General features: G+C 43.0%; 13 protein-coding genes and 2 rRNA genes (1 of these 15 only partly in view). 5 read left to right on the forward strand and 10 right to left on the reverse strand.

Translation table 11 applies throughout. The features are described from left to right. Positions 1-2,338 (forward strand): 23S ribosomal RNA (locus QUE86_RS09165); it begins 545 nt to the left of the window's first position. Between the two features lie 124 nt (positions 2,339-2,462). After that, positions 2,463-2,577: ribosomal RNA gene (rrf, locus tag QUE86_RS09170) — 5S ribosomal RNA — on the forward strand. Between the two features lie 639 nt (positions 2,578-3,216). Here the strand turns inward: rrf and QUE86_RS09175 are convergent. The 8 genes from QUE86_RS09175 to cysG all read right to left on the reverse strand — a co-directional run bounded on the left by QUE86_RS09175 (position 3,217) and on the right by cysG (position 11,907). Then, positions 3,217-4,479, reverse strand: a complete 1,263-nt coding sequence (locus QUE86_RS09175) for an aromatic amino acid transport family protein (protein WP_286256738.1) — start codon at positions 4,477-4,479, stop codon at positions 3,217-3,219. A 154-nt stretch (positions 4,480-4,633) separates the two neighbouring features. Continuing rightward, the gene (locus tag QUE86_RS09180; RefSeq protein WP_055022144.1) at positions 4,634-4,825 is read right to left on the reverse strand and encodes a hypothetical protein; all 192 of its coding nucleotides are present in this window, start codon (positions 4,823-4,825) and stop codon (positions 4,634-4,636) included. A 156-nt stretch (positions 4,826-4,981) separates the two neighbouring features. Continuing rightward, entirely contained in the window at positions 4,982-5,752 is a 771-nt protein-coding gene (gene cysQ, locus QUE86_RS09185) for a 3'(2'),5'-bisphosphate nucleotidase CysQ (protein WP_130049910.1), read from the reverse strand. A 3-nt stretch (positions 5,753-5,755) separates the two neighbouring features. Next, the gene (gene cysC / locus QUE86_RS09190) at positions 5,756-6,352 is read right to left on the reverse strand and encodes an adenylyl-sulfate kinase (RefSeq protein WP_130049909.1); all 597 of its coding nucleotides are present in this window, start codon (positions 6,350-6,352) and stop codon (positions 5,756-5,758) included. Between the two features lie 14 nt (positions 6,353-6,366). Beyond that, positions 6,367-8,094 (reverse strand): SLC13 family permease, encoded by a 1,728-nt coding sequence (locus QUE86_RS09195; protein ID WP_286256748.1) that lies wholly within the window; start codon positions 8,092-8,094, stop codon positions 6,367-6,369. Between the two features lie 32 nt (positions 8,095-8,126). Beyond that, the gene (gene cysN / locus QUE86_RS09200; RefSeq protein WP_130049907.1) at positions 8,127-9,551 is read right to left on the reverse strand and encodes a sulfate adenylyltransferase subunit CysN; all 1,425 of its coding nucleotides are present in this window, start codon (positions 9,549-9,551) and stop codon (positions 8,127-8,129) included. After that, complete coding sequence (gene cysD, locus QUE86_RS09205) at positions 9,551-10,450, reverse strand: sulfate adenylyltransferase subunit CysD (RefSeq protein WP_105173930.1); 900 nt, start codon at positions 10,448-10,450, stop codon at positions 9,551-9,553. The genes cysN and cysD overlap by 1 nt, the downstream gene beginning before the upstream one ends. A 35-nt stretch (positions 10,451-10,485) precedes the next feature. Beyond that, positions 10,486-11,907 carry a siroheme synthase CysG gene (gene cysG, locus QUE86_RS09210; protein ID WP_239977516.1) on the reverse strand — a complete coding sequence of 474 codons (1,422 nt, stop codon included), beginning with the start codon at positions 11,905-11,907 and terminating at the stop codon, positions 10,486-10,488. 272 nt (positions 11,908-12,179) lie between these two features. On the opposite strand from cysG, the gene deoC reads away from it, so the two are divergent. The 3 genes from deoC to QUE86_RS09225 are packed head-to-tail and all read left to right on the forward strand — an operon-like array spanning position 12,180 to position 14,281. Beyond that, complete coding sequence (gene deoC / locus QUE86_RS09215; protein ID WP_167659195.1) at positions 12,180-12,923, forward strand: deoxyribose-phosphate aldolase; 744 nt, start codon at positions 12,180-12,182, stop codon at positions 12,921-12,923. Continuing rightward, positions 12,913-13,413 carry a hypothetical protein gene (locus QUE86_RS09220; protein WP_054554823.1) on the forward strand — a complete coding sequence of 167 codons (501 nt, stop codon included), beginning with the start codon at positions 12,913-12,915 and terminating at the stop codon, positions 13,411-13,413. Before deoC ends, QUE86_RS09220 begins: the two co-directional genes overlap by 11 nt. A gap of 19 nt (positions 13,414-13,432) precedes the next feature. Continuing rightward, the gene (locus QUE86_RS09225; RefSeq protein WP_250661556.1) at positions 13,433-14,281 is read left to right on the forward strand and encodes an SPFH domain-containing protein; all 849 of its coding nucleotides are present in this window, start codon (positions 13,433-13,435) and stop codon (positions 14,279-14,281) included. Positions 14,282-14,321: 40 nt separating this feature from the next. Here the strand turns inward: QUE86_RS09225 and QUE86_RS09230 are convergent, their stop codons facing one another. Further along, entirely contained in the window at positions 14,322-15,455 is a 1,134-nt protein-coding gene (locus QUE86_RS09230) for a CsgG/HfaB family protein (protein ID WP_167659196.1), read from the reverse strand. A 125-nt stretch (positions 15,456-15,580) separates the two neighbouring features. Beyond that, a complete protein-coding gene (locus QUE86_RS09235; RefSeq protein WP_286256767.1) occupies positions 15,581-19,525 on the reverse strand; it encodes a two-component regulator propeller domain-containing protein in 3,945 nt (1,314 codons plus the stop codon). Between the last annotated feature and the right edge of the window lie 85 nt (positions 19,526-19,610).

The raw sequence follows: 19,610 nt of genomic DNA on the forward strand, positions 1-19,610 counted from the left end.
TACCTTTTGTATAATGGGTCAGCGACTTATATTTTGTAGCGAGGTTAACCGATTAGGGTAGCCGTAGTGAAAGCGAGCGTTAACTGCGCGTTTAGTTGCAAGGTATAGACCCGAAACCCGGTGATCTAGCCATGGGCAGGTTGAAGGTTGAGTAACATCAACTGGAGGACCGAACCCACTAACGTTGAAAAGTTAGGGGATGACCTGTGGCTAGGAGTGAAAGGCTAATCAAACCGGGAGATAGCTGGTTCTCCCCGAAATCTATTTAGGTAGAGCCTCGGACGAATACTTACGGGGGTAGAGCACTGTTAAGGCTAGGGGGTCATCCCGACTTACCAACCCTTTGCAAACTCCGAATACCGTAAAGTACTATCCGGGAGACACACGGCGGGTGCTAACGTCCGTCGTGAAGAGGGAAACAACCCAGACCGCCAGCTAAGGTCCCAAAGTCATAGTTAAGTGGGAAACGATGTGGAAAGGCCCAGACAGCCAGGAGGTTGGCTTAGAAGCAGCCATCCTTTAAAGAAAGCGTAATAGCTCACTGGTCGAGTCGGTCTGCGCGGAAGATGTAACGGGGCTAAACTATGCACCGAAGCTGCGGATTCAAACTTTGTTTGAGTGGTAGGGGAGCGTTCTGTAAGCCGTTGAAGGTGTACCGGGAGGTATGCTGGAGGTATCAGAAGTGCGAATGCTGACATGAGTAACGATAATGCGGGTGAAAAACCCGCACGCCGGAAGACCAAGGGTTCCTATCCCATGTTAATCAGGGTAGGGTAAGTCGACCCCTAAGGCGAGGCCGAAAGGCGTAGTCGATGGGAAACGGGTTAATATTCCCGTACTTGGTATAATTGCGATGGGGGGACGGAGCAGGCTAAACAAGCATGGCGTTGGTTGTCCATGTGAAAGTGAGTAGGTTGAGAGTTTAGGAAAATCCGGACTCTTAAGACTGAGACACGAGACGAGCACCCAAGGGTGTGAAGTTGTTGATGCCATACTTCCAGGAAAAGCCTCTAAGCTTCAGATTATACCGAATCGTACCCCAAACCGACACAGGTGGTCAGGTAGAGAATACTAAGGCGCTTGAGAGAACTCGGGTGAAGGAACTAGGCAAAATCGTACCGTAACTTCGGGAGAAGGTACGCTCCTATCTGTGATGAGACTTGCTCTTTAAGCGGACGGGAGCCGCAGTGACCAGGTGGCTGGGACTGTTTATTAAAAACACAGCACTGTGCAAAATCGCAAGATGACGTATACGGTGTGACACCTGCCCGGTGCCGGAAGGTTAATTGATGGGGTTAGTTTTCGGACGAAGCTCTTGATCGAAGCCCCGGTAAACGGCGGCCGTAACTATAACGGTCCTAAGGTAGCGAAATTCCTTGTCGGGTAAGTTCCGACCTGCACGAATGGTGTAACCATGGCCACGCTGTCTCCACCCGAGACTCAGTGAAATTGAAATCGCAGTGAAGATGCTGTGTACCCGCGGCTAGACGGAAAGACCCCGTGAACCTTTACTACAGCTTGGCACTGAACATTGAACCTACATGTGTAGGATAGGTGGGAGGCTTTGAAGCAGAGACGCTAGTCTTTGTGGAGCCGTCCTTGAAATACCACCCTTGTAGTTTTGATGTTCTAACGTTGGTCCCTAATCGGGATTACGGACAGTGCCTGGTGGGTAGTTTGACTGGGGCGGTCTCCTCCCAAAGAGTAACGGAGGAGCACGAAGGTTGGCTAAGTACGGTCGGACATCGTACGGTTAGTGTAATGGTAGAAGCCAGCTTAACTGCGAGACAGACACGTCGAGCAGGTACGAAAGTAGGTCATAGTGATCCGGTGGTTCTGAATGGAAGGGCCATCGCTCAACGGATAAAAGGTACTCCGGGGATAACAGGCTGATACCGCCCAAGAGTTCATATCGACGGCGGTGTTTGGCACCTCGATGTCGGCTCATCACATCCTGGGGCTGAAGTCGGTCCCAAGGGTATGGCTGTTCGCCATTTAAAGTGGTACGCGAGCTGGGTTTAGAACGTCGTGAGACAGTTCGGTCCCTATCTGCCGTGGGCGTTTGAGAATTGAGAGGGGTTGCTCCTAGTACGAGAGGACCGGAGTGAACGAACCGCTGGTGTTCGGGTTGTCATGCCAATGGCACTGCCCGGTAGCTACGTTCGGAACTGATAAGCGCTGAAAGCATCTAAGCGCGAAGCAGGCCTCGAGATGAGTTCTCACTAGACTTTTAAAGTCTCTGAAGGGCCGTTGAAGACTACAACGTTGATAGGCAGGATGTGGAAGTGGTGCGAGCCATTAAGCTAACCTGTACTAATTACCCGTGAGGCTTAACCATACAACGCCAAACGCGTTTTATGACAGCGTAACAGACAGAAGTTAAGAAACTAAAGTAGACATTTACTTGATATCAGAATTCCGAATTTTAGTTGATTGCCAAGGCGATTAACGACCCAAATTTGCTTGGTGACAATAGCGTTTTGGACCCACCTGACCCCATGCCGAACTCAGTAGTGAAACGAAACAGCGCCGATGATAGTGTGGCATTTGCCATGTGAAAGTAGGACATTGCCAGGCTCCAAATTAAAGAAAGCCCGATTCGAAAGAGTCGGGCTTTTTTGCGTTTGGAGCTGTCAGCTTTCAGCCGTCAGATAATAAATGTCAGCTGAGCGGTGGAGTTGTTTAGTACAGAGACTCCCTCAGCAACAAAACCTTGTAGGAGGTACGTCAGTGCCGAGTTCAGCCCATAACCAACACATTCATGGCTAAAGCCATTCCTACGTGATGCGTATCTCAGATGCCAGAGATTAGATGGCAGTTGATCTACAGGATTGTTTGGTACTTCAGAGTGTTCCTCAGCAACAAAACGAGTAGGAGGCACTTCAGTGCCGAATCTAGGCCATAAGCAATATATTCATGGCTAAAGCCATTCCTACAACGACACTCTTCCTAGAACCTAGAACCTAGAACCTAGAACCTAGCAATTCTTAGTGCCTCCGGCGGGATCTTATTGCTTAGGGGGGACTCTGACCAAAACACCTCCACCGAGCGGCTGAACGCTGAAAGCTGATAGCTCTGTGTTGGGTTTCACTTCGCTCTACCCAATCTACCAGACCTTAAAACGTTACCCTTTTTAACTTTACTCTCGAAACTCGCGAACTAAAAAAGCCCAGCAGGCTTCCCTGCTGGGCTTCTTAATGTATAAGCAGTTGTTGACTATTGAATCATGCTGTAAATAAGCGCAAATACAGCAAGAGAGCCAACTGTTAATACGAACAGTGTGCTCAAGCGGTTTCTGTATTTGTGTAAGCTAGGTACCTTATACACGGCAATCATTGGCATGATGAAAAGGATCATGGCAATGATTGGGCCTGATAACTGATCCATCATGTCTAAAATACTTGGGTTGATCACTGAGCAATACCAAATAGCGAAGAACATGATAACAGTGCCAATCTTATCAACGAGTTTAGGGTTCATATGTGCTTGCTTACTAACAAGACCGTTGAAGCTTTCACGGGCACCTAAGAAGTGACCTAAGAATGAAGACGTAATCGCAATAAAGGCAACTAATGGTCCTAAGGTCGCAATAAATGAGTTATCAGTGATATTGGCAAGGAATGACAAGATAGACACGTTATCAGCTTTTGCTTGTACCATTTGTTCAGTAGATAGTGACAGCACACACGAGAATACAAACAGTAAAACAAACACAATTAATAGTAGGCTGGTACGCTTCAGAATTGCTTCTGACTTCATTTTAGCATTGTTGCCGTAGTGAGCACGCTGTACATTCACAAAGCTTGATATTGCAGCTGCATGGCTAAATGAAAATACAATGATAGGTATTGATAACCAAAGTGTTTTCATGAAGCCCGAAAACTCAGGTACAGATACATCTGGCATTTGCCAGCTTGGGATTAAATAAATCGATAAGAAAAACAAAATAGCGACAAGTGGATAAACAAGTATCGAAAAAGCACGTAACATCAATGCTTCGCCACCCAGCATTAAGCTGATCATACCGCCAACGAGTACGCCAGATAACAACACGCGTGGTGGCGACTCCATGCCTAACTGATTAACGATAAAGCTATCAACGGTATTTGTTAGGCCAACACCATAAATAAGTAAGATAGGGAAGATAGAGAGAAAATACAGTAAAGAGATCAAGCGCCCCGCATTTATGCCAAAGTGCTCTTCTACTACATCAGTAAAGTCAGCTTCAGGCTTTTTTGATGATAAAACAAATCGGGCTAAGCCTCTGTGGGCTAAGTAGGTCATCGGAAAAGCAAGGCATGCCATGATAATCAATGGCCAAAATCCGCCGATGCCGATATTAATTGGTAAGAATAAAATCCCAGCACCGACTGCGGTGCCAAATAAACTTAACACCCATTGGGTGTCATGAAGATTCCATTTTGAGTTACTACTTGTTGTCGATGCATCATACGGCATAGCATCTTGATGTGTGTTCATTAGCACTCCACTATTAGAATAATAATTGTCGCGCAGCATATAGAAAAGCGACTAAGAATGCATGTTTTAGCGTTGTGTTTAGATAACTATGCTGTAAGGAGAGACTTACAAAGGAAGAGAACTGGGCTCATTTAGAAAAGCCCAGTTGTGGTATTTATTCTGCTGCTGCAAGTGCGCGAGCTTTAATGTCTGCGGCGAATGCTAAACCTTTCTTAAAACGTGCCTCAGCTGCTGTGATTTCGCTTTCATCGCCATTAGCGGCAAGCACCCCTTGTGAAAGCGCTTTATATAGTGCGCTAATTTGTGCCTCATAGCCGGCTTCAATTGCTTTTTCAACAGTCGTCATGGTTATTCCTTTAATAGATAAGATAGCAAAATACTATAGGAACAAGGACTTATTGGCTAGATAGAAGTGCCTATAAAGTAGGGAATATTAAAGTTTATGGCTCAATGCTGGGTTTCGCTGTGCTCTACCCAGCCTACGGTATTTAACGGAACGCTTTTAGTTCTGTAATGCTGATACGACAAAAAACGGATTCAGATATTCTTCTTTACTGTTATACAGTAGTGGGCTGCCATCGAGTTTGCTAACCGTTGCGCCTGCTATTTCGGCAATCGCATGACCTGCTCCGGTATCCCACTCACAGGTTGGGCCAAGGCGGGGGTATATATCAGCACTACCTTCGGCAACAAGACAAAGTTTTAGCGAGCTGCCTTTTGAAACCATTTCTACATCTTCAAACTGTTTTACGAATTCTGCTAAATCAGGAGAAGGGTGCGAGCGGCTTCCGACAACACGGATCAGCCCTTTATTTGGCTTACGGGTTACCTTAAGTTCGATACGCTCATCACCTTTATCTTTAAAGGCACCAATTGCTTCAGCAGCAATATACGACACACCTAATGCCGGTGCATCGACAACTGCCAATACTGGTTTACCTTTTTCAATCAAGGCAATATTCACGGTGAACTCGCCATTCTTTTTAATGAACTCTTTGGTGCCATCAATTGGGTCTACTAACCAGTAGCGTTGCCAAGTTTGACGGATATCCCAGCTAATATCAGCGCTTTCTTCGCTTAGAATTGGTACATCAGGGGTGAGGTGTTGTAAGCCATTCACAATCACTTTGTGAGCTGCTAGGTCTGCGTCGGTAACTGGGCTTTCATCAGCTTTGTACTCAACATTAAAGTCCTTTTCGTAAATCCCCATTATTGCACTACCTGCTTGGCGTGCGAGGAGTAATATTTCTTCTAGCAGTTCCGTTTGATTCATGACTTAACCTATAATTTGCTGTTGTTTTAAATACGCTACCAGTTCTTGCACCGATTGGTCTAGGGTGTTTTTGCTGGTATCGATTTTAATTTCTGGCGATGCAGGGATTTGGTAGTCTGAGTCTATACCGGTGAAGTGCTTAATTTCACCTGCACGGGCTTTTTTATAAAGCCCTTTAGGGTCGCGGGTTTCACACACTTCAAGCGGGGTATCTAAAAATACCTCAATAAACTCACCATCCTCTACTAAGTTTCTTACCATATCGCGTTCGCTTTGGAACGGCGAAATAAATGCGGTCAATACCACAAGACCGGCATCGACCATCAACTTTGCGGTTTCGCCTACGCGACGAATGTTTTCAACGCGGTCTTCATCAGTAAAGCCAAGATCTTTACACAAGCCATGACGCACATTGTCGCCATCGAGTAGGTAGGTGTGAACGCCTAATTGGTTTAATGCGCTTTCTAGTGCGTTTGCAACAGTGCTTTTACCTGAGCCTGAAAAACCAGTGAACCATAGAATGGTTGGCTTATGCTTTTTTTGCTCACTACGCTGTGATTTGCTAATGGCGTAATTATGCCAAACGATATTTTCATCCATTGTCTTTACTCTCGTTATTGAAATGGGAATACCAGTGGTATGAGTGTTAAAACCGTAATCGAGTAAATAATCGATAAAGGTAAGCCCATGGCAATATAATCTTTAAGGCGGTAGTTTCCCGCGCTGTAAACCATCAAGTTAGTTTGATAACCAAATGGCGAAATGAAGCTAGCCGATGCACCAAATGCGACAGCCATAATAAAAGGCAACGGTGATACATCAAAACCAACGGCTAGTGCATACGCTACCGGAAACGAAAGCGCAGCAGCGGCATTGTTGGTAATGAGTTCGGTAAACAAAACCGTCATTAAAAATATTGCGATAAATGCCCCGTAGGGCCCAAAGTCACCTAAAACGTATAACATGGCTGATGAAATTTCACCGGCAAGCCCTGTGCCTATCATGAGTTTGGCAAGGCCAATAGCACTACCCACTACTGCGAGTAACTCAATCGGAAAACGACGTTTTACTTCACTTAGCTTGATTGTGCCCGTTAGCATTAAACCGATAAGAAGAACGAGTAGGCCTTTCACTAAGGGAACAAGGCCAATAATACTTAACCCCAATACGGCTGCAAAACTCGCTAACACAATATTTGATTGCTTAGGTTTTAAATGGGTTTGTAAATCAAGACCTGAAATATAAACAAACTCGCGCTTTAAATTGGGTAGCGAGTAAAACTCTTTGCCAGGCGCAAGGATCAATGAGTCACCCGCTTGCAATTGAACTTTACCTAAGCCGCCTTGTAAACGGTCATGGCCGCGACGAATAGCAATAACGGCTGCATGAAACTGCTCACGAAAGCGAACTTCTTTAATTGTTTTACCAATGTATTTTGAAGAATGGCTAACAACAACTTCAACTAGGTGCTCAACGTCTTTCTCATGTTTGTCGTGCACAACTTTTAAGCCATCAAATTGGGTAAGCAGAGGCACTGACTTTATGTCACCTACAAACAGCAGTACGTCACCTTCTTTGATAACTTGTTTTGGTGTAACCGCGCAAATTCGTTTATCACCACGGATTATTTCGGCTAAGAACAAGTCTTTTAATTCACGAAGGCCATTCTCTTCAACACTTTTACCAATTAATTTCGAACCTGTTTCTACTTTACCTTCAAGGTAAAAGGGCACCACTTCTTGGTCGTTTTTACCGTTATCTGGTAAATACTTGAGCATCACCAAAATAGTGATAAGTCCGACGCTCAATGCGCCTAAACCAATCAAGGTAAAATCAAAAAAACCAAGGGGCTCCATTCCTGCTTCAACGGCAAAGCCATTAACAATTAAATTGGTTGAAGTGCCAATCAGCGTAATTGTGCCACCTAAAATGGCGGTATACGATAAAGGTAATAAAAGCTTAGATGGTGAATGGGTCGGGCTTTCTTTTATTGCACTAATCAGCGATGCCACTACCGCAGTATTATTGGTAAATGATGATAAAAAGGCGGTTGATAAACCTAGTTTTGTCACCGAACTTGTCAGGCTGCCTTTCGAAAGAGACTGAGCAAGCTTTTGCACTAGCGTGGTTTTTTCTACAGCTATCGAAACGAGTACAAGTAGAATAAGCGTAATTAAAGAAGGGTTTGCATAGTTAATTAGCATATCTTCAAGACTGATCAGCCCTGCTAAATAACTAATACCAATAGCGCCGACAAATAACCATGCTGGTTTTAGTCGAGTGCCAAAAAGACACCCCACTAATACCAGCATAATGCCTGTTAATACCAGCTGTTGATACATGCTTTTTACTTCCTATAACAGGCGAATAATGATTACTTAAGCTTAGTTATATCAAGCGCTTGCCAATGAGGGAAGTGCTTGCGTACTAAAGCATTAAATTCAACTTCAAAGTCGCTAAAGCTACTTTGCTGCTCTTCAGTGCTAAGTAATTGCTCAATCATACCTGCCGCAACGGTTAAGTTTGATAGGCGATCAATTAAAATAAACGCACCTGTTTCATGGTTGTTGTGGTACTCATCGGCCAAAATTGTTTCAGTAAGCTCTAAGGTTACAATAGCAATTTCGTTAAGTTGTAATGAGTCAGCTTGACCATGCTCAAGGGTATTTACATCAATGGTGTGATCGATCTTTCTAACCACTGCTGAGGTGTTTTTGCTGCCTAACTTAAAGTTGTAGCTTTTACCTAATACTAACGGTGCTTCATGCATCCATACTAATTTAGCTTGAATACGGTTAGTAACAGCTGCTTTTGAAGCTGCTGGCACAATAACATCACCACGACTGATATCAATTTCATCATTTAACGTTAAAGTGATTGCTTGACCTGCTTCAGCCGTATCTAGGTTACCATCGAAAGTCACAATTTCTTTAATGCTTGAGCTTTTACCAGATGGTAAAACTTTTACTGCATCACCAACACTGAACTTGCCAGACGTTAAAGTGCCTTGGAAGCCACGAAAATCTAAGTTAGGGCGCACAACATATTGCACAGGAAGACGTGCTTCAAAACCGCTATCAATTTCAGCCGCTGGTGAGTCTTCAAGTAACTCAAGCAGTGGTTTATCTGTGTAGTAAGGTGTGTGTAGAGAGCGTGTTACTACGTTGTCACCCTTGAGCGCTGACATAGGTACAAACTTGATATTAGTAACATTTAGCTGCTCTGCAAATTTTAGATAATCCGCTTTGATTTTCTCATACACGGTTTCATCGAAATCGACGATATCCATCTTGTTGATTGCAACAACAAACTGCTTAATGCCGAGCGAATCGCAGATAAAGCTATGACGTTTAGTCTGCACTTGTACACCGTAACGAGCGTCGACTAAGATAATCGCCACATCGCTGGTTGATGCGCCGGTAACCATGTTGCGCGTGTACTGCTCATGTCCTGGCGTATCAGCAATGATGAACTTACGTTTTGCTGTTGAAAAGTAACGATAAGCAACGTCAATCGTAATACCTTGCTCACGCTCAGCTTGAAGGCCATCTACAAGTAGTGCTAAATCAAGCTCTTCACCCGCATTACCGACTTTTTCATTGTCTTTATGTAGTGCAGCAAGTTGGTCTTCATAAATTTGATGGCTGTCATGTAAAAGGCGGCCAATCAGGGTCGACTTACCGTCATCTACACTACCACAGGTAAGCATGCGTAAAAGGCTTTTGTCTTGCTGACGCGCAAGGTAGGCGTCGATGCCTAACTCTCTTACTTCATTAATTGTGTCGTTTGTTTTAGACATTAGAAATAGCCCTCACGTTTTTTCTTTTCCATTGAACCCGCAGAGTCGTGATCAATCACGCGGCCTTCACGCTCAGAAGAGGTTGAAAGCAGCATCTCTTCAATAATTTCAGTTAAGGTTCCTGCCGTTGATTCCACGGCACCTGTTAGCGGGTAACAACCAAGGGTACGAAAACGGACAGATTTCATTTGTGGTACTTCACCTTCTTCCAATGGCATGCGCTCGTCATCAACCATGATTAGCGTACCGTTACGCTCTACAACAGGGCGTTCTTTAGCAAGGTAAAGTGGAACCATTTCAATGTTTTCTTGGTAGATATACTGCCAAATATCAAGTTCAGTCCAGTTAGATAATGGAAATACACGAATGCTTTCACCCGGGTTAACTTGGCTGTTGTACGTATTCCAAAGCTCTGGACGTTGGTTTTTTGGATCCCATCTGTGGTGCTTATCACGGAATGAGTAAACACGTTCTTTAGCACGAGATTTCTCTTCGTCACGACGTGCACCACCAAATGCAGCATCGAAGCCGTATTTGTCTAACGCTTGCTTTAAGCCTTGCGTTTTCATGATATCGGTGTGCTTTGCTGAGCCGTGTACAAACGGATTAATATCAATCTCTAACCCTTCAGGGTTTTTGTGGACGATTAAATCAAAACCATACTCTTTAGCTAGACGGTCACGAAACTCAATCATTTCCTTAAATTTCCAGTTGGTATCAACGTGTAAAAGTGGAAATGGAATTTTTGCTGGATAAAACGCTTTACGTGCTAAGTGTAATAACACTGATGAATCTTTACCGATTGAGTAAAGCATCACCGGGTTTTCAAACTCAGCAGCTACTTCGCGCATGATTTTGATACTTTCAGCTTCTAATTGCTGAAGGTGTGTTAAAGCCATTGTTAGTCGTCCTACTAAAATGATTAAAAGTTAAATTAAGCTACGCCAGTGATTGGCTGGGCAAAGCTGCTGGTTTGCTCGGTTTTACCAAACCATGCAAGCTGATGGTGCAATGATGCAACTTCGCCAATAATTAATAAGGCTGGTGAAATAATGCTATGGCGCGAAATCAAATCGGCCAGCTCACCTAATTGCCCTGTAACCACTCGTTGTTCTTTACGTGTGCCGTTTTCGATTATGGCAACGGGGGTGTCTGCACCGCGGCCGTGTTTCAATAATTGTGCTTGAATATGCGGTGATTTAATCACTCCCATATAAATTGCTAATGTCTGATTTGGCTTTGCGAGTGACTGCCAATCTAATTCTTGACCATCTTTTTTACAGTGACCTGTTACAAACTGAATGGCTTGCGCATGATCTCTGTGGGTAAGTGGAATACCAGCATATGCACTACAACCTGCAGCAGCAGTAATACCCGGTACAATTTGGTAACGTACTTGATTAGCGGCTAGCACTTGCACTTCCTCACCACCACGACCATAAATAAACGGGTCGCCACCTTTAATACGGCATACTTTTTTGCCTTGTTTGGCAAAATCGACCAGCATCTGATTAGTATCTTCTTGTGCAACACTATGATCGCCTAAACGTTTACCTACGCAAACTAAGTCGGCATCACGGCGTACTAAATCCATAATTTCATCAGAAACCAAGTAGTCATAAACAACGACGTCGGCTTGTTGCATTAATTGCAGTGCTTTTAGTGTTAATAACTCTGGGTCACCTGGGCCTGCACCAACAACATATACTTCGCCTTCAGGCTCTGGCTTAGCATCTAATAGTTGCTCTAATTGCGCTGAAGCAGCTTCGGTATTACCCGCTTGTACTTTGCTTACCACTGATGAATCAAATACGCCCTCCCAAAACTGGCGACGATCAGCAAAGTGTTTAAAGCGCTGTTTTACTTTATTACGGAAGCTACCTACTAATGTAGCGAGAGGACCAATATGTTGTGGAATAAGTGTTTCTAGTTTTTCACGTAAACGACGTGCTAAAACTGGTGCTGTGCCTGCACTTGAAATCGCAATTGTGATTGGATCACGGTCAACAATTGATGGAAAAATAAAGCTGCACTTAGGTTGGTCATCCACCACGTTAACGAAAATATTGCGCGCATTCGCAAGTTCGAAAACATCTTTGTTAACACTGTCTATATCAGTTGCGGCGATTATCAGCATTTGCTGATCCAGATACTGCTCTTTAAAAGTATCAGAAATCAGGTTTACTTCACCTTGCTTAGCAAGAGCGAGCAGCTCATCGCAAAACTCAGGGGCGACTAGTGTCACATTGGCACGTGCTTTTAAAAACGCACGGCATTTGCGTAACGCGACATCTCCACCGCCGACTACCAGTACTGGTTTGTCGTCTAATTTGGTAAAGATTGGTAAATATTGCACTTTGTTCTCACCCCTAAAACACATCAACGAAACTGCTTATTGCAGGCAAGCAGAATATAGTGCTCTAAAAAAAGTAAAAAATAATTAAAACCAAGTTTATATAACTAAAAGTTATACCCGGTGGTTTGTTTTGGCTTAAGACTTAGTTAACAAGGGATTGCGACGAGTTACAAGTAAATAAGTAGCCTTATGGTGATTAGTTATGATTTATAGCCGAATGATAAAAATTTGCTACTATAGGTCACTAATATGGCAACACAAATATAAGAGCTATGACTAAAATGCAAACAAGCGCTGCCCAAGCGGTGGCACTGATGGACTTAACAACTCTGAACGACAGCGACACAACAGAAACCATTAATAACTTGGTTGCCAGTATTGAGCCAAAGTTAGGTATTCCTGCTGCGGTCTGTGTATATAGCCAGTTTGTAAGCGACGCAAAGCTTGCACTCGCTGAGCGTGAACTACAGCAAGTCAAAGTAGCTACAGTTACTAACTTTCCTAGTGGGGAGCAATCGTTAGAACAAGTGATAAATGAAACGCTGTTTGCTATTGAGCGCGGAGCTGATGAAATTGATTTAGTGATCCCCTATAAAGCACTAATCGCCGGTGATGAGCGCAAAGTTTTTGAGTATGTCAAAGCGTCAAAAGAGGCATGTAGCAATAAAGCGCAACTCAAAGTGATTATAGAAAGTGGCGAATTAAGCGATGATCTCATCTCAACGGCCACTAAACTGGCAATTGAAGGCGGTGCTGATTTCGTTAAAACTAGTACCGGTAAAGTGGCTGTTAATGCAACTCTAGCTGCAACAGATATCATGTTAAACACCATAAAAGCGAGTGGTAAAAAAATTGGTTTTAAGGCTGCGGGCGGAGTCAGAACAGTCACCGATGCTGCTGAGTATTTAGCCCTCGCTGAATCAATTATGGGTGAAGCGTACTTACAACCCGAGCTATTTCGTTTTGGCGCTTCTGGGTTATTAAAAGATGTGTATGCAACATTAAATGAATCGTGAAAGTGAACAAGAGAAAATAGCGCTCGAGCATGGCGCAGCAAAGCTGTTTTTACGCTGTTACGAAAAGCAGTTTGGCGTAAGTATGCGTAATATTTGGCATAACACACCGAGTAAGCCAGACGTGAGTTGTTATAAAGGTGATGAGCGGCTCGATATTGAAGTCGCCCATTTATATGCCAGTGAAACAGAAGCAATGGCGGTGTTAGGTAGGCCGCTGTCTATCTCAATGCAACGAGATCTCGCTGAAATGGCTTTAGCTCCAAGTAACGAGCGTCTGCACTGTGCTTTGCATCGGTTGTTGGCACAAAAAGCCAAGAAACATTACGAATCTACGCAGCCTTGGTTATTAATTCGAAATGCCAGTACTATATGGCATCTTGATGATTTTAAGTCAGTACTTACTCACCTTGATGTACCTAAACAACATCCATTTCAACAAATTTGGTTGTTATGTGATTTTTATCGTGGTGAGCTATTACAAATTTTATAATGGAATGAGATAACAAAAAATGAAATTTAAACGTTCAGGGACGCAAACACTTCTATCGAGTGTTTTTCCAAGTTTAGCATTAGCAGGTGTAGTTGCTGTATCGCTCACGGCGTGTACTAACCCAAGTACACCAGCGGGTGAAGAGGGTTACGTATTTGAAAAGCCGCGCGTGTTTGGTGAAGGCGGTTATCAAGGCACTATGATTGGCCCAGCTAACTACGGCATGTCACTTTGGCGTAATCAGGTGATTAATATAGACATGCGCCCGAACACCTATACTGAAGCATTTAAAATCTTAGCTAACGATGACTTAAACATTAGTTTTGATTTTCATGCGGTCATTTCAATAGAAAGCGGCTCTGTCAGAGCGGTGGTTGAACAATACGGTGGCGAAAATTGGTATCCGCGATTTGTTCGTGAAACATTTAGAACTTATGTGCGTGACATAGTCCAGCAATATGATAGCGGTGTGCTAAAAACCAATCGCGAGAAAATAGCTGCAGAAGTAACAGCCCGCTTAAAAGCGTATTTAGAACCAACGCCATTTAAACTCGCTAATGTTGTGGTGGGAAATATTAACTATCCGGCCATCGTTGCTAATGCCGTTGAGAAAAAATTAGCAGCACAACAATTACTTTCTGAAAAAGAAACGCAAAAAGAAATTGCACGAAAAGATGCTGAGATCCGTGTAGAAGAAGCAAAAGGTATTGCACAGGCGCAAAAAATTATTAATGCCACTTTGACGCCAAACTATCTACAACATGAAGCTATTAATGCGCAGTTAAAGATGGCTGAGTCACCTAACCATACAACAGTTTATATTCCTGTTGGTAACAATGGTGTACCACTGGTGAAAGGCACAAACTAAGGTTTTAAACAGCCAGTGCTGGTACTGGCTGTTAGTTTGCTTAATTAAATTTAAAAATACTGCCAAGGCTTTCTAAACTTGATTTGTTCGTTTTGGCAATACACCCTGAATCATCAAGAGATTTTTTAGTCGTCTCATCCGCAAGGCCTGTCACTTTCAGCTTATTTTCTTGCTGATACTCAGTGAGTGCAATCACCGTTGCTTCATCGTACTCTACGTCTTCTACTTCATATTCTTCGTAGTGAGGTTGCCTTTTTAAATAACCTAAACAAACCAAGTTCAATCGTGACATGGCTAAGTCTGTTTTTTCGTAGTAAGGCATTCTGTGAGTTGGAACATTAACCGATGCAACTGGCGCTTTAGCTGGTGCTGCAGCTGCGGTTACTTTTAGTGGTGCAGGTGCGGTATGGCCTGCTGCAATGGTGTTATCGCTATTATAGCGATAATAAGTTGTTGGTACTTTTGATTCCAAAAACTCAACGGCTTTGACGATGACTTCACGCAGTGCTTTTTCTTTTGGCGTGTTTGACCAGCTACTTAAGTTACCACCAACGAGTGCACCACCAAAATTGGTAGCAGCTGATGTAAAGTCAAAGTCTTTACTGCCACCCTCAACACTGGTAGCGGCTAAAATACGTGAAGTTCGCGTGTCGATTAAGCGCAAATCTATCGCCATGTGCGAACTTGAAAAACCCGCCGACACTGAGCTAAATACGTCACCGATAAAGCCACCACTGCCTACGCGGGTGCCCGAATTGTCATCATCGAATTCAGTAACAGCGGCAACTACGACAATTTCGGCACCTTCAATTTCACCATAAGCAGCACCTGAAGCTGCACTCACACGGCCTGATACAGCAAGGTCTTGTTCTGATAATACGGCATCAAGTGCTTGTCGTTCTAAGACAATAAAGCGATTGGTGCTAACTAATGCGGTTGTTAGTTGATCAGCCATACCTTCACCAATTTCTTTACGCCACCAACGTGAATCGTTTGATTTGTCAGTAAAGCGGGCAACAGCGATCCGAGCTTTTGGGCCATTGTATTGCTGCTGTGCCACTTCGTTTATATCTGGGCTATTGTTATTGCTTGTGGTGGTCGAAGTACTTTGGCATGCAGTCAGTGCCGCAGCAAGTAACGTAATCGAAATCGCTTTGTGTGTTTTGGTGAGCATATGACTTTCCTTAACTTATATCTCATGCAGTAAATAACGCCGCAATATGGGCTTTGTTGTTATTAATGTTTATATGGATAAGCTATAAAAATCAGTGTTTTATTGATAGCACTCAGACGAAAAGTTTATTCACTGATGCGAAATTCAACGCGTTTTTGATATTTTTCTCGGTACTGTTTTGGTGATAAGCCAACATAGCTCTTAAAGCTTCGCGCAAAATAGCTTTGCGAACTAAAGCCCGCTTGCTCTGCTACTTTACCAATCGCTAAATGGCCATCGACTAGCTGTTTCTTTGCAAACTCTAAGCGAGTATTGCGTAAATAGTCAGAGGGAGTTTGTGAATACAAGGCTTTCATTTTTAGTTGCAGAGCACGGGAGCTTAAACATAAGGCTGAGGCTAATTGCTCAACCGAAAAGTTTTCATCTTGATAATGGGCTTGTACTACTTGCTTGAGTTTTTCAGTGAAGGAATAATCTTTATTTTGTACTGTTACAGCGGCTGTATCACTATTCAGAGGAGCTGCCAGTTGGGCTGTTAGATGCTGGTTTAAAATTTGTCTAAGATTAAGCAATCCTTTTACTCTGCTTACTAGTAAAGTGGGCTCAAAAGGTTTGCTCAAAAAGTCATCGGCTAATAAATCAAGTCCTTTCAAGCGGCTGTGGGTATCTGCTTTAGCTGAAAGTAATAACACCGGAATATGGCTGGTGGCCGGGTTTGCTCTGAGTGCTGCTAACAGTTGATAGCCATTCATATTCGGCATCATTACATCACTGATAATGAGCTCTGGTAGGTCTGATTGGCATAAATCAAGCGCTTGCTGACCATCAGCTGCACAGATGCAGTTAAATTCTGCATTAAACAAAGCAAGTAGTAGTTCGGCCATTTCCTTATTATCTTCAACAATCAGTAATGTTTGTTGTGAGTTGCGTAGTTGCGTAATGCTATTAACCTGATTTTCAGCACACTCAACCATAGGCAATGACACAGTAAAGCAACTTCCCTCAGCAATTTTACTGCTTACGCTGATAGACCCACCGTACTGCTCTACAAGTTGCTTTACTAAGCTCAGGCCAATACCACTGCCAGGCTCTGATGATGCTACGCGGGTAAAGCGCTGAAAAATCGACTGTTGATGTTCACTGGCAATACCCACACCTGTATCAGTAATTTTAAAAACCAGTTGTTGCTGCACTTCATCAAGTTGAATATCGACTTTACCGCCGTTAGGCGTGTACTTAAGCGCATTACTTATCAGGTTACTGAAAATAGAATGAGCATGTTCGGGAGCAAGGTTAATCTTACATGTTGTTGAGGTAGTATCATCAAAGCTAAATTGCAGTTGTTTTTGCTCAAACAGAGCACTGAAATCTGCCACTAAGTCTGTTAAAAAGGTTGTAATGGAATAAGGGCTAACAGTGTAAATAGCTGTACTAGGGCGTTGACTCAATTGTAAAAGTTGATTGATCAGTTCAAGTAAGCGTTGGCAGTTACGTTTAATACTAGCCAGTTGATTTTGAGCTTGGGGGTCTGTATTACTTCGCTGTAACTGGCTGATCGGGGCAAGTATTAAACTCAATGGTGTTTTTAGCTCATGGCTAATGTTATCTAAAAATTGATCTTTTAATTTGTTTAGCTCAATCTCGGTTTGTTTTTCTTGCTCTGCGAGTTTGCGTTTGTACAAGGAATTTAAAAGAAGCCAGGTCAGTGCTAAAGCACAAATAAAGTAAATAGCATAGGCTAATTTACTTTGCCACCAAGGAGGCACAACAGTTAATGTTAGTAGCTTTTTGCTGTCACTCCATTGCCCATATTGATCTTTCGCTTTTATTAATAATTTGTAGTTCCCAGCAGGGAGCTGAGGGTAATTAATTTGTCTAAGGGATGCATCTGTATATAAAAATTGTTCATCAAAGCCAGCAAGCTTGTAGCCGAATTGGTAGTGCTTTGGTGTCGATCCGTTTTTTAATGCACTAAATTTAAAGCCGATAACGCCAGCAGATTTTGCAAACGCAAATGTCTGAGTTGCACTCGCAAGGGTATTTGCTTGCTTATCGAAGTGATTACTCTTAATGACTCTGTTGTTTAATAATAATTCGGTTAAAACAGGGGTAGGGGGAGAGTGCGATAACTTTAGTTGCTCAGGATAAAAATGATTATAACCATTGATGCCACCAAAAAATAACTCGCCATCGTCTGCTTGAAAGCTCGCACCCAGTATAAAAGATTGGTGCTGAATGCCATCTTCTGGCAAAAACTGCTGCATTTGCTCTGTGGTGGGGTTATAGCGAGTGAGTCCGCCATTGGTTGCTAGCCAAAGCATACCTTGCTTATCGGCGAGAATGTCAAAAATGTTATCGTTCGCCAAACCTTGTTGCTCAGTAATTTGTTTCACCCTGAAGTTATGCTTATTAACTTGATTCAAGCCTTGCATGGTGCCAACCCAAACACTATCGCCATTCAATAATAAAGAGGTGACCATGTTATGGCTGAGCCCAGCTCCGTTAGAGCCTTGCTCATCTAATAAACTAAATTGCTTAGTAGTGATATCCAGTTTATTGAGCCCAGCTCGAGTGCCGACCCAAAGTGAGTGCTCTTCACTATCGTAAGCAAGAGTAAATACGGTGTTATTGGCAAGACTGTTTTGAGAATCACTATGTTTATAGTGAGTAACTTTGCCTGATTTTGGCTCAAAGCGAGTTAACCCTTGGTTACTCCCAAGCCAAAGAGCACCAACTTTGTCGCTAGTTATTGCGTATACACGGTCACTGGCTAGCTGGTGGCTTTGCATAGTGAAGGCTTTAAATTCATCACGACTATCTAGATACTTAATTAAGCCACCACCGTAAGTACCTATCCATAACTGCTTGTTAGCATCTTCATGAAGGGCAAATATATTATTATTTGGCAGGGCATTTTTATAATGTTGGTAACCAAACGCTGTTTGACGGTTGAGTCCGTCACGGGTGCCAATCCATACCTCGCCATTGGCTCTTTTTATTATTGAGCGAACAAAATTATGACTTAGTGAATTTGGCTGTGAGGTTTGTAACTGATGAGAAAACTGCTGTTGCTTAGGATCATAGCGATGCACACCATAACCATCGGTGCCCAACCAAATAATGCCTTGTGAATCTTGATAAAGAGATAGGAGAAAGTCGCTAGTCAAGCCATTGGGGTTTTGCTTGTCATGGTCGTATCGAATGTATTGGTCTTGTAAGTCAGCATCTGCAGGTAAAAAGTATAGACCTCGCCCGTAGCTTGTAAGCCAAAGGTTTTGCTGTTGGTCAATAAGGCTGTCAGTGATCCAGACACCATTTAACTGTTCGATTTGCTCACTGGTTTGCGTAAGTAAATCTAATGAATATAAGCCTTGCTTTGCACCAATAAGCAGTTTTTCATGATTCAACAATTTTAGATGCCAGAGCGGTGAAGTGATTTGAGTATGTTGAGTAAATTGCTCTGTGCTTGGGTTAAATGAAATAAGTCCCATATCAGTGGCAAGCCAGATGAGTTCATCGGTAATAACAATGTCACGTACAAGCGGCAACTGCTGATCTATTTTGTATTGGAAATGTTCAAATTCTTGGTTTGATATATCAAAACGAGTTAACTTACCATGTTCGTGACCTAGCCAAAGAACATCACCTTTAGCCAGTACCATTGACCAAATTTTATCTTCACTTAGTCCTGCCTCATTAGAAGTCGAATAAACCTCAAATTGGCCAGTCTCAGGATTGAGTTTATTGAGTCCTTTGCTGGCGGTCGAAAACCACAGCTGATTATTACTGTCCTTGGCGCAGCCTGTGATCCAATTTCCAGAAATACTTTTATTATTGCTGTTAGCTTTGAAGCGTTTAAATTCATAACCATCAAAGCGGTTCAAACCTCCCTGTGTGGCAAACCATAAAAAGCCTTGCTGATCAGTTATGCTGCAAGTGATAGAGTTTTGACTTAGACCTTGTTGGCTATTAAAAGTAGCTAGGTGTAACGAGCGAGCATTAGCCTGCTTACATATCAAGGTGACGAGGCATAACAGTACAATATTAAAAGAGAGTTTAAATGGCAGCACACTGATCCATGTAGTTTTTAGTTCCTATATCGGGTTTATAATAAACTGCTTTTTAATCAATGTTAATATTGATTTTTAAACGAAC

The sequence above is a fragment of the Pseudoalteromonas apostichopi genome, assembly GCF_030297135.1.
GTDB classification, from domain to species: domain Bacteria; phylum Pseudomonadota; class Gammaproteobacteria; order Enterobacterales; family Alteromonadaceae; genus Pseudoalteromonas; species Pseudoalteromonas apostichopi.